The sequence below is a fragment of the Oscillospiraceae bacterium genome, from assembly GCA_025757985.1.
GTDB lineage: Bacteria > Bacillota > Clostridia > Oscillospirales > Ruminococcaceae > Gemmiger.
This window is the reverse complement of sequence record CP107210.1, coordinates 2324045-2336640: the sequence shown is the minus strand read 5'-3', so window position 1 is coordinate 2336640 and position 12596 is coordinate 2324045. Positions and strand designations below refer to the sequence as shown.

Below are 12596 nucleotides of genomic sequence, written 5' to 3'. Positions count from 1 at the left end.
CGCACCCGATGCGTTTCGGGTGCGGTCTTTGCTGTTATTCGGTTTCTATGCGCAGTACATTGACCTTGTCATCGTACTGGGTGCGGGTGCCGGTGATGTAGGGGATCAGGGCGTTGACCTCCATGACCAGCGCGCCCTCGGCGGTCAGATAGGGCTGGCCGTCCATCAGGTTTTCCTTGCCGTCAACCAGCAGGTGGGTGACGCCGACCTGCGCGGTTACGGTCTGCCCGCCGCTGTGCAGCGTCAGGCAGCCCCCGGCGGCGTTCCAATCATAGCGGAAGGCATCGGGGATGACCGTCTGCAGCCGCTCCAAAATGCAGAGCACCGCGCCCCAGACGCGGCCGTTCTCGTTGACGCTGCGCACGCCGCGGGTGTCCGGCTCCTGCCCGTTGACGAGGATCTTGGTGTAGCACTTGTCCTCCGGCTGGTATTTCGCTGCATCGGCCTGCGGGATGGGGACGAACGCATCGCGGCGCTGCGGCGCACAGGCGGCATAGTCCGGCAGGCGGCAGGGCAGCGGTGCGGCTGTCAGCGGTGAGAGGTCGGCAGGCATGCTCTGCAGCGTGATGACATTGCGGAGGCTGCCCATCACGGCGGTCAGGCGGATGGTGCCGGGCGCTGTGCCCGCGCGCAGAAATACGCGGTTGGTGCCGCACTCAGCATAGACATGGTTTTGGTGGATGACGCTGTCGTCGTGGCCGTAGCCTGCAAAGCGGCCGCTGTTGTAGCCGCCCAAAAACTGCGCGGGGCCGTCCAAGGTGAAGTCGATGCGCGCATCGCAGAGCGGGCAGATCCGCCCGGCGCTGTCCTGCACGGCAATATCGACATAGGCGATGTCGGCCCCGTCGGCGGCAAGGCCGCTCGGTGCGGTATGCAGCGTCAGCCGCAGGGCGGCGGGGCTGTCGGCGGTTTCCAGCCGGTCAGACGCGGCGGGCGTGCCGTCATAGCCGTAGCCCACGGCCTCGATCCAGCCGGATTGGGTCACATCCACACCGGGGAAGGCGAACACAAAGGTGTTTTGCGGCTTGTCGCACCGACCGACACGGCGCCCGTTGACGAGCAGTTCGACCGCGGCAACAGGGTAGCTTGCCACCACATACACGGTCTTATTGTGGGGGTCGCGGGTGTGCCAGACGCCGGTGCCCTCCCAATAGGTGCCGTTAAAGCGCTTTTCTTCATAGCGATAGTTGGCAGCGGTGAGGGCGGGGTAGTTCCAGTGGCCGATGATCTTGACGGCGGGAACCTCGCTCTGCATAACGCGGAAGCAGTCAAAGCTCTGCTTTTTGGTTCGGCAGGGATCGACGCGGCCGCTCATACGGGCATTTTCGCTGTAGGACTGGCGGCCATGCTGGGCAGAGTCCGTCCAGCAGAGCGCCGCACAGGCGCTGTAGTAGTTCTTGCCGGAGGCACCGCCCATCCGATCATTGAAAAACTCGGCGTAGCCGCGCGCATTTTCAAGCGCGAGATCTTCACTGGTCAGATCGTAGAAGTCGTACCCCATGGCTTTTTTGCCGCCCTTGCCGACCCAGCGGTTGCGGTAGTCGAAATCCGGCGGGGTGAAGTCGTCCCAGATGCGGCGGGGGGCCTCCTCGCGGCTGTACTCGGTCTCGGTGACGGGGCCGTGCTGCGACAAAAAGCGGGCGGCGTGGCGGTTCAGCATCGTGCCGACATACTCGCTCTCGTTGACGACCTCCTCGGTGTTCAGGGTGCGGCAGCCCATAAAACGCCCGCCGTGGGGGTCCAGCCGCTGCTTGAGCAGCCGCATCTCCCGCATGTGCTCGCGGGAGATCGAGTTGTTGCCGGCCTCCCAGAACAGAATGGACGGGTGGTTGCGGAAGGCGATGATGACATCGCGCATCAGCTCTACGCGCTGGTCCCACTGGCGGCCGAAGCTCTCCTTCTCCTTGTCACCGGCAGGCTGGGTGCAGACGATGCCGCGGCGGTCAAATGCACGGACATCGGCGGGGCTGCCCGCCACATGCATAAAGCGGATGTGGTTGGCATTGCTCTCGCGGATGAGGGCGGCGTCCTCATCGTGCAGCCACTCGGGCGCAATGCCGATGGCCGCCCACTCGTTGGCGGCGCGCTGGGCGTAGCCGCGCAGCCACTGCACCGCGCCGTTGATGCGCAGGCCCCGGTCTTTGTCGTAGCTTACGGCGCGGAAGCCGGTCGTCAGCTGTTGGGCGTCGGTCTTTTCGCCGTTTACAAACAGCTCGGCCTCCACGGTGTAGAGGTAGGGGTCGTCGATGCTCCAGAAGCGCAGCGGCAGGGTGTCGGCCCCGGCGTGCAGTACAGTGACCGCCATGGAATCCGTGGCGGTCGGTGCGGGCAGGCTTTCGTCCTCCACAGGGCGGTAATGCCCGGGCACAGCCTCATCGGGGATATAGGCGTCCGCCGGGGTGATGCTCAGCGGTGGGACGGCGCGGCCCGTGGGGGCTGCGGTGGCCGGGGCGCCGTCAAAGATGGCGGCAACGCTGCCGTCCGGGCGGCGCAGCGTGATGCGCAGCTGGGCGGAAACGGGGACCTTGCCCTCGTTGCGGACCTCGGCCTCGACCCGGATATCCGCCGTGGCGTTGTCTAAATCAAAATTCTGGCCGTAGACATAGAGACCCTTGGTCTGCAAATTGGAGTAGAGCGGCAGCGTCAGATAGACATCGGGCTTGAAAAATACCTGCACGGGGCGGGTGATGCCGCCGACCGAGGGATTGAAGTCGTTGCAGTTCCAGAAAAAGGGGACGCCCACGCGGTCGGCGGGGACGGCCTGCTCCTGCGGAAAGAGATAGCTGCCGGGGACAACATCGGGCTTGTTGGGGGTCTCGGCAATGCAGAACGGCGCGCTGCGGGTGGCGGTGTTGTCGGTCGCAATAGCGATGAGGTTCGGCGCATCGTACCGCACATAGGGGGTAATGTCAAAGCCGAACGGCGCAACGCCGGCCTCATAGTAGCCGGCCAGCGTGCCGTTTACATAGAGGTAGCAGGTTTGGCGCATCCCCTCAAATGCCAGCAGCACCTTGTGGTTTTTGTGCTGCGGCGGGATAGTGAGAATATTGCGGTAGAACGCTGCCGTGCGGCGCTGGCCGCTGCCGCCGTCCTGAATGCGGTCACGGAACAGATCCTCGTCATTGAAGGTGTGGGGCAGCGTGACGGGCTGCCAGCCGGTTTCCTGGTAGTCGGCCTCGTAAAAGGCGTGCCCCTCAGCGTCCCGGTGCGCGTCAACGGCCTTTGCCATGGGGAAGGCATCTGCCCGCAAAAAGTGCCAGCCGTGGTGGAAATAAAAGCTTTCGCCTTGCAGTGTAGACATAGCGTTTTCTCCCTGTCAGATGTGCTGTATACAGTTGCAGGCCCGCGATCTTATCTTTATCATACGCGCTGCCGCGGCGAAAAACAAGTGTCATTTGATGGGCAGAAGGTCTTGAAAGTGCGGTGCAGCGATAAATATCAAGATATGGAAACAGGACCTGTTTGCTGGCAGCGGGGCGGAGTGACCCAACCCCGCCGGCAAAGCGGGGCAGTCAGGGCAAGGCCGTGCGGTAAAGCCTCCGCAGTCCGTGAGGCTGCAGCAGGCCTAAAAACGCCATTTGTCAAAATGCACAAAACAGGCAGGCACCATGTATAAAATATTCACAATTTCAACCCGAAACAGCAAACGATAGTGCCGGTAGATATAAGGATTGTTTTGTGTGTCATCTGCATTGATAATTGCGCTGCATCGTGAAATATAATGAAAATTTTCGCATGCTTTTGATTGTAGCCAAATCCGCAGAGCAGGGGATACAATGGAAGCAACGAAACAGCCGCCGCCGGATGACGAGGGCCCGCGATCCTGACCAAAGCACCGCGGCCGCCGGCTGATGAGAACACAAAGCAAGGAGGAAACGCTTATGGCACAAACCGCTGCGGTCAAGCAGAGCAAGGCCAATGCCCGCGCCCAGAAACAGCTGGGCCACAACACATGGCGCAAGGCGTTCATGCAGCATTACTGGTTATATCTCATGATGCTGCCGGCGCTGCTCTACATGATCATCTTCAATTACCTGCCGATGACGGGCCTGTATATGGCATTTACCGATTTCAGCCCCTTCAACGGCGACACGATTCTGGAATCTGTGTTCGGCAGCCCCTTTGTCGGGCTGAAGTACTTTAAAAAGCTCTTCACCGGCCCGGACTTCTGGACGCTGTTCCGCAATACGCTGTCTATCTCGCTGGCCAACCTTTTCTTCGCCTTCCCGGCCCCCATCATTCTGGCGCTGATCTTAAATGAGCTGCGCTGCAAATGGTTCAAGCGCACAGCGCAGACGCTGGTCTACATCCCCCACTTTGTCTCCATCGTCATTGTGGCGGCGCTGACTTTCCAGATGTTCTCCACCACGGACGGCGCCATCTACCATGTGCTGACCCAGATCTTCGGCGCGAATGCGCCCGACCTGCTCAGCGACCCCAAGCTCTTTCCCGCGCTGATCGTCGGCCAGAATATCTGGAAAGAGACCGGCTACGGCACCATCATCTATCTGGCGGCGCTGTCCAGTGTGGATGTGCAGCTGTATGAGGCTGCCAAGATTGACGGCGCAGGCCGTTGGCAGCTGATGTGGCATGTCACGCTGCCCGCCATCCGCGGCACCATTGTCCTGATGCTGATCATGAAGGTCGGCCAGCTTCTGAACACCAGCTACGAGCAGATCTTCCTGATGCAGAACTCGATGAACCGCGCAGCCTCCGATGTGTTTGACACCTATGTCTACACCAAGGGCATCACGGGCGGCCAGTACTCGCTGGCAACCGCCACCGGCCTGTTCAAGTCCACCATCAGTATGCTGATGGTCGTCACCGCCAACAAGATCGCCAAGCTGTGCGGCGAGTCCGGCCTGTACTAAAGAAGGGAGCTGTGCTACAATGACAATGCCCTTTACCCATAAGAAAGACGAGGTGCGCGCCACCGGCACGCTGGAAGCCCGCACTCCCGGCGATCAGGCTGTACAGGTTCTTTTGTATGTCATCATTGCGCTGGTGGCGCTGGCCTGTGTGCTGCCCTTCATCTATGTGGTGGCCGGCTCCTTTGCGACCGAGCGCGAGCTGACCGAGCGTCCCTTCTTCCTGATCCCGCAGGATGTATCGCTGAACGCCTACCAGTACATCCTCAAGCAGGGCGATGTGTTCCGCGGACTGAAAAATTCGGTGATCGTCACCGTGATCGGCACGCTGATCAATATGTTCGTCTCCTGCACGATCGCCTACCCGCTGTCCCGCCCCTACCTCAAGGGCCGCAACGGCTTTATCAATATGGTCATCGTCACGATGCTGTTCACCGGCGGCATGGTCCCCGCCTACATTATGGTGGTCAATGTGCTGCATCTGGGCAACACCTACTGGGCGCTCTGGCTGCCCACGGCGATGAGCGCCTTCAACATGATCATCATCAAGAACTACTTTCAGGGCATCCCCATGGAGCTGGAGGAGGCCGCCATCATTGACGGCTCCAACGATCTGATCACCTTCGTGCGCATCATCCTGCCGCTGTCCGCGCCGGTGCTGGCCTCGGTCAGCCTGTTCTACGCGGTCAGCCACTGGAACAGCTACTTCAATGCGATGCTGTACATCAACAACTCCGACATGGAGGTCATCACCATCGTGCTGCGGCGTCTGGTGTTCCTGACCACGCAGGTGGCCGAGGATTCCACCTTTGACTGGGGCGCGGCCGGTATGCCGCCCATCAAGGCTGTCAAGATGGCAACCACGGTGCTGTCCACCCTGCCGATCCTCTGCATCTATCCGTTTGTGCAGAAGTTCTTTACCCAAGGTGTCATGGTCGGCTCGGTCAAGGGCTGATACCAAGCAATACAACCACTTTTATACAAAAAGGAGAAAAACGAAAATGAAAAAGGCACTTGCCCTCTCTATGGCGCTGGCGATGTCCGCCGCCATGCTCGCAGGCTGCGGCGGCTCCGCCTCCGACAGCACCTCCGCTTCCGGCGCTGCTTCCTCTGCGGACAGCGCTGCCTCCGGCACCCCCACCGTCAGCTTTATGATCCCCGACTTCACCGGCCATGTGCTGAGCAATGAACATTCCGATGAGGTCATCGCCAAGTACGAGGCCTACACCGGCACCCATGTCGAGTGGCGCACCGAGGCCAATGACACCTACAGCGAGAAGTTCGGCCTGACCCTGATGGACAAGGACAACATGCCGATGATCCTGACCGCAACCAAGACGCTGGACCAGAACGCCAACGCAGCCGATGCTGCCAAGCGCGGCGCCTTCTGGGATCTGACCGAATACCTGCAGGACAGCGAGGCCTACCCCAACCTGTCCCAGATCAGCCCCGATGTTCTGAAGGGCCTGACCGTGGACGGCCAGATCATCGGCATCCCCCGCTCCCGCGCCATCGGCCGCAACGGTCTGGGCTACCGCACCGACTGGGCCGAGGCCGTGGGCATCACCGAGGCCCCCAAGACGGTCGAGGATGTCTATGACATGCTCTATAAGTTCACCTATGACGATCCGGACGGCAACGGTGCCAACGACACCTACGGTCTGGAAATGTGCAAATACACCGGCCCGTGGGATATTATCCAGACCTGGTTCGGCTGCGGCAACGGCTGGGTCGAGCAGGACGGCAAGCTGGTTCCCGTACACCAGACCGCTGAGTATAAGGAAGCCCTTGACTGGATGCGCAAAATCTACGCCGACGGTCTGGTTCGCCCCGACTGGGCGACTGTAGACACTGCCAACTTCCAGGTCGACAGCCAGAAGGGCGTCACCGGTGTCTTTGTCGACACGATGGACGGCACCAAGCGCATCTGGAAATACTTTGAGGACAACGCCATTGCCGATGTAAACGATGCCTCCAAGATTGCAACCATGACCTCTGTCGGCCCCATCAACGGCCACACCCTTGCCACCACCGGCTACAACGGCTTCTACCTCATCACCAAGTCCGGCGCCAAGACCGAGGAGGATGTCAAGGCCTGCCTGCACTTCCTTGACAAGATGTGCGACCCCGAGATGATGGCGCTGGCCGACTACGGTCTGAAGGACATCTGCTATGACATCAACGAAAACGGCAAGATTGTTCCCAACGGCAAGTACGACACCACCAACTGCCCGCACGCAGGTCTGAATCAGGCTGTGCCTTATGTCCCCTACCTGACCGAGCAGAACCCCGATTACCAGCTTGAAAAGGCTGACTATCAGCTGGCTTACGAGGAGAGCATTGCCAACAATGTGCAGTATGCCGTGTTCAACCCCGCGCTGGGCTACCTGACCCAGTCCGACACCTACGCCGAGTGCGGCAGCGACCTTGTCCAGATTCTGGACGATGCCCGCACCCAGTATATCTGCGGCCAGATCGACGAGGCCGGTCTGCAGGCTGCCTTCGACCAGTGGAATGCCCGCGGCGGCACGCAGGTCATTGAGGAAGTCAACGCCCTGTACGCAGCAGATAAAGCCTAATTGAATGTGAGCGCCGCAGCGGATGTTGCGGCGCTCTTTTATGATGGAGGGAAAGTCCATGCAAATCTCTGTGCGCAGCCAGACGGCTGCCCAAACCACCCTTAGCTGGCAGCCGGTGGCCGGGGCCGCCCGCTACCGCATTTTGTGGAGCGACCGCCCTGGCGAGACCGTGCGGTTCAAAACGGCGGGCGAGAGCGGGGAAAGCCTTTTCACCTTCTGCCGCTCAACGCATATCCCCTATTACATCAAGGTGCAGGCGCTGGCAGAAAACGGGGCCCTGCTGGAGGAAAGCACACCCGTGCAGACCCCCGTGGGCCGCGTGCTGCTGCAGCAGCTGGAGGCGCTGTCCCGCGGTTTGGTAGCTGTCACGGCAAACACCGGCGTGTTTATCAGCTGGCGGCTCTTTAAAAGCGAAGTCACCGGCCACAACGCCACCGGCCTGACCGGCACCGACTTTGTGCTCTATAAAAACGGGGTCAGGCTCGCCACCGTGACCGACAGCACGAACTATCTGGACGCGCAGGGCACAAGCGGGGATACCTACGCCGTGGCCCCGCTGTTAAACGGCGTAGAAGGGCCCGCCTGCAGGGGCGTAAAGCCGTGGCAAAAAGGTTACTATGAGCTGCCGCTGCAAAAGCCGGCGGACGGCGTGACCCCGGCCGGGGAGCCCTTTGCCTACCACGCCAATGATATGAGTGTGGGTGATATTGACAATGACGGCGAGTACGAGTATTTTGTAAAGTGGGACCCTGACAACTCCCACGATGTGTCGATCAAGGGCTACACCGGGCGGTGCTTTATCGACTGCTATAAGCTGGACGGCACGCTGGTCTGGCGGCTGGACATGGGGCAGAATATCCGCGCCGGAGCGCACTACACCCAGTTTATGGTGTACGACTTCAACGGGGACGGCAGGGCCGAGATGGCTGTCAAGACCGCGCCCGGCACCGTGATGACCCGCTTTGCGCCGGACGGCACCGTGCTGTCCCGCCAGTATATCACGATGCCGCAGAAGGATCTGGACGCCGGGTACAGCCACGCGGATAACTATGTCTGCACGGCGCAGGATTACCGCCTGCATATGGCCGAGGTGTTCCGCCGCTGGCACACCCACCCCGAGGTCGTAAATGGCCGCTGGCCCGCCACGGTGGAGCAGTGCTTCGGCCTTGCGCCGCAGTACGCCTACCCCCTGTGTGAGGCTGATGCCCTTGCGCTGGCCGACTATTTCCTTGATGTGTACGCGCCGAGCCGCAGCCCCAAAAACGAGCTGCGCAGGTTCGAGGGCTTTGTCTATGACGGCCCCGAGTACCTGACGATGTTCGGCGGGGACGGCGCCGAGCTGGACACGATCGACTACCCCTACCCCCGCGTGGATGACGGCCTTTTGTGGGGCGATTATGCAATGCCCCGCATCGAGCCGTGCAACCGCGTGGACCGCTTTAACGCCGGGGTGGCCTATCTGGACGGTGAGCGCCCCTATCTGATCGCCTGCCGCGGTTACTACACCCGCGCCACGCTGGCGGCCTACGACTTTTTTGAGAACCGCTTTCACAAGGTATGGGGTATCGACTCCGGCTTTGTGCCGATGGCAAACCCCTTCAACGACAGCGGCTGCCACCTTGCTGTCGGCACCGACCCTGTGTACGGCATTCTGGCCGGGCAGGGCAACCACAGTATTTCGACTGCTGACATTGATGGGGACGGCTGCATGGAAATTGTGTACGGCGCAGCAGCCATCGACCATGACGGAAGCCTGCTCTACTCCAAATACGGCACCCTGCCGGACGGCAGGACCCGCGCCAAGTTCGGCCACGGCGATGCGATGCATGTGGCCGATATCGACCCTGACAGCCCCGGTCTGGAGATCTTCAATGTGTATGAGGAGGGCGAGCGCGCCCCCTACGGCTGGGCACTGCGCGACGCCGAGACCGGCGATGTCCGCTTTGGCGAATATGCCGAGGAGGATCTGGGCCGCTGCATGATCGGCAAGATCGACCCGAACACCCGCGGCCTGCAGGTCTGGGTCAAGGATGTGTACGATGTAAACGGGCGCACGCTGGAGTTGCCCACCCCCGGCACCAACATGAAGATCTACTGGGCGGGCGATCTTTCGACCCAGATCACCGATGGTGCGGACTATCTGCACGGCGATCAATACGGCGTCATTAACGATCTGACCCACGGCGTCATGCTGCAGCCCGCGGGCACCGCCACCAACAACGGCACCAAGGGCAACCCCTGCCTGGTGGCCGATGTGCTGGGTGATTTCCGCGAGGAGCTGCTGGTGCGCACAGCGGACGACACCGCCATCCGCATCTACACCACCACCGATCTTACCCCCCACAAGCTGTTTACCCTGATGCACGATGCGCAGTACCGCTGTGGCGTGGCATGGCAGAACAACTGCTACAACCAGCCGTGCTACCCGTCCTTCTACTATGCAGGCGACATGGATTTTGCCAATGTGCTGCCGCAGCTGAACGCCAAGCCTACCCTCTGGATGGCGGGCGATTCCATCATGCAGAGCTACGCCCCCAGCGATAAGCCGGTGACCGGCTGGGGCGAGGTGCTCCACACGCTGGCGCAGGGGGATGCTGTATGCTGCGCTGCCCACCGCGCGGACTGCCCCTTCCCGCAGGAGATGCGCTACGAGCTGCCGGGCCTTGTCATTGACAACTGCGCCATGGCGGGCCGCAGCAGCAAGAACTTCCGCGAGGAGGGGCGGTTGGACGACATTGCCGCGCATATCCGCCCCGGTGATCTGCTGGTGGTCAGCTTCGGCCATAACGATGCCAACCGCGCAAAGGCCGAGCGCTATGTCCCGGCGGATGCCTTCGGCGAGAGCCTGCGCCCCTTCTGGGACGCTGCCCGCCGCCGCGGCGCAGTGTGCATCTTTGCCTCCCCCGTGGCGATGCGCGAGTTTGACGAGGACAGCGTCTGCCACCCCTCGTTTGCCGCCTACCGCGAGGCGATGCGCGCCTTTGCCGCCGAGGTCGGCGCACCGTTTATCGACCTTGGCGCCGCTACCGCCGCCGCCAACACCGCCTTTGGCGCTGAGCGCTGCAAGGCCCGCTATATGTGGGTGGGCGCAAAGCAGGACAACGCCCACCAGCAAAACGCCGGCGCCTGCCGCACGGCACAGGCCTTTGTGCAGCAGCTTTTGCAGGATACCACCCCGGCACTGGATGTGCTGCGGGCAAATTTCAAATAAATTTTGACAAAAAAGAAGGTTTTGTTTATGAACTACACCGAACCGAAGGTCATTTACACCTGCTTCCCCGGCGGCAAGCATAAGGTGCTGACGATGAGCTATGATGACGGCCGTTTGGAGGACCGCCGCCTTGTCGAGCTGTTCAACCGCTACGGCATCCGGGGCACCTTCAACCTGAACGGTGGCCTGCCCCGCCCCGAGCGCATCCCGGAGAGCGAGTGGGTCGAGCTGTACAAGGGCCATGAGGTCGCCTGTCACACCTACCACCACCCCACCATCTCCCGCAGCCCGCTGGACCAGACCGCCCGGCAGGTGCTGGCCGACCGTATGCAGCTTGAGGGTGTCATGGGCTACCCCGTGCGCGGCCTTGCCTACCCCAACGGCAGCTGGACACCGGAGATCGCCGCCCTGCTGCCTGCGCTGGGCATCCGCTATGCCCGCGTGGTGGGCGATACCCATGACTTTGCGATGCCCCACGATTTTATGACATGGAAGGCCACCTGCCACCACACACACAACCTGCTGGAGGACGGCAAGCGCTTTGTTGAGCTGTACAAGACGCAGTACCTTTATATGATGTATGTCTGGGGCCACAGCTTTGAGTTCCGCACTGAGGAGGACTGGACCCTGATGGAGCAGTTCTGCCAGCTGGCCGGCGGGCGCGAGGACACCTGGTACGCCACCAACATCGAAATCGTGGACTACATGGCCGATGCCGCCCGCCTGCAGTACACCGCCGCGGGCGATAAGGTCTGCAACCCCAACGCCCAGTCCATCTGGGTCGAGGTGGATGGCCGCCACTATGAGATCCCCGCCGGAAAGACGGTGGCGCTGGTATAAGCGGATTCGCGATTTGAAAAGGAGAGAGCAATGGCAAACCTGATTTTTGACAAGGCCCAAATTGAGGCTACCATCGACAAGATCGTGGACCGCACGATGCGGATGGACATGACATGGGACTGGCCCTGCGGTGTGGCCTACTACGGCATTTGCGAGGCGTATGAGGTCACCAAGAATGAACGCTACCTGCAGCTGGTCAAGGACCGCGTGGACGAGTATATCGAGCTGGGCCTGCCGCGCTGGACGGTCAACACCTGCTCAATGGGGCACTGCCTGATCACCCTGTATGAGCATACCGGCGATGAAAAGTATCTGGACATCGCCAAAAGCAAGATCGAGTATCTGGAAAAAGAAGCGCTGCGCTTCGGCGATCATGTTTTGCAGCACACCGTCTCGGTCAACAATGACTTCCCCGAGCAGGCGTGGGCAGACACGCTCTTTATGGCGGGTTTCTTCCTGCTGCGGATGGGCGTGCTTTTGAAGGACGAGGCCCTGATTGATGATGCGCTGAACCAGTATTACTGGCACATCAAGTACCTGCAGGACCCCGAGAGCGGACTGTACTACCACGGCTACAACAACATCACCGGCGACCACATGTCCGGCATCAAGTGGGGCCGCGCCAACGCATGGGCGGCCTACACAATGTCGCAGGTCGGCGTGCGGCTGCCGCAGTGCTACCTCTACCCCAAGTTCTTAGATGTGGTCGGCAGCCTGAACGACCAGCTGGCCGCGCTCAAGCTTTACCAGACCGAGAACGGCCTGTGGCGCACGATCGTGGACGATGCCGCCTCCTATGAGGAGGTCAGCGCAAGCGCCGGCATCGCCGCCGCCATGATCACCAAGGGCAACCCCCTGCACATCAAGTACATCAACAAGGCTATCCCCGGTATGCTGGCCAATGTCAGCCCAGACGGCCGTGTGCTGAATGTCTCGGGCGGCACGGCGGTCATGAAGGATGCCGACGGCTACCGCGGCATCAGCCGCGACTGGATTCAGGGCTGGGGTCAGGGTCTGGCGCTGGCATTCTTCGCCGGTGTGCTGAACTACGACAATGTCCGCTCGGACGGCGCGTTGTAAATTGTCTGACAGGGCAAA

7 protein-coding genes are annotated in these 12596 nt (G+C 61.2%); 6 read left to right on the top strand and 1 reads right to left on the bottom strand.

Annotated features, from left to right (window positions below; all coding sequences use genetic code 11):
* Nucleotides 1–34 precede the first annotated feature (34 nt).
* Nucleotides 35–3301 carry a hypothetical protein gene (locus OGM67_11195; GenBank protein UYJ34142.1) on the bottom strand — a complete coding sequence of 1089 codons (3267 nt, stop codon included), beginning with the start codon at nucleotides 3299–3301 and terminating at the stop codon, nucleotides 35–37.
* Between the two features lie 580 nt (nucleotides 3302–3881).
* Here OGM67_11195 and OGM67_11190 point away from each other — a divergent pair.
* Genes OGM67_11190 through OGM67_11165 form a run of 6 tightly spaced genes read left to right on the top strand, consistent with a single transcriptional unit; the run spans nucleotide 3882 to nucleotide 12578 of the window.
* Nucleotides 3882–4871: an ABC transporter permease subunit gene (locus tag OGM67_11190; GenBank protein UYJ34141.1), complete on the top strand. Its 990-nt coding sequence runs from the start codon at nucleotides 3882–3884 to the stop codon at nucleotides 4869–4871.
* A 19-nt stretch (nucleotides 4872–4890) separates the two neighbouring features.
* The gene (locus tag OGM67_11185) at nucleotides 4891–5823 is read left to right on the top strand and encodes a carbohydrate ABC transporter permease (GenBank protein UYJ34140.1); all 933 of its coding nucleotides are present in this window, start codon (nucleotides 4891–4893) and stop codon (nucleotides 5821–5823) included.
* Between the two features lie 46 nt (nucleotides 5824–5869).
* The gene (locus tag OGM67_11180) at nucleotides 5870–7447 is read left to right on the top strand and encodes an extracellular solute-binding protein (GenBank protein UYJ34139.1); all 1578 of its coding nucleotides are present in this window, start codon (nucleotides 5870–5872) and stop codon (nucleotides 7445–7447) included.
* Nucleotides 7448–7487: 40 nt separating this feature from the next.
* The gene (locus OGM67_11175; GenBank protein ID UYJ34138.1) at nucleotides 7488–10658 is read left to right on the top strand and encodes a GDSL-type esterase/lipase family protein; all 3171 of its coding nucleotides are present in this window, start codon (nucleotides 7488–7490) and stop codon (nucleotides 10656–10658) included.
* A 27-nt stretch (nucleotides 10659–10685) separates the two neighbouring features.
* Nucleotides 10686–11498 carry a polysaccharide deacetylase family protein gene (locus OGM67_11170; GenBank protein UYJ34137.1) on the top strand — a complete coding sequence of 271 codons (813 nt, stop codon included), beginning with the start codon at nucleotides 10686–10688 and terminating at the stop codon, nucleotides 11496–11498.
* 30 nt (nucleotides 11499–11528) lie between these two features.
* Entirely contained in the window at nucleotides 11529–12578 is a 1050-nt protein-coding gene (locus OGM67_11165; GenBank protein ID UYJ34136.1) for a glycoside hydrolase family 88 protein, read from the top strand.
* The last annotated feature ends 18 nt before the right edge of the window (nucleotides 12579–12596 follow it).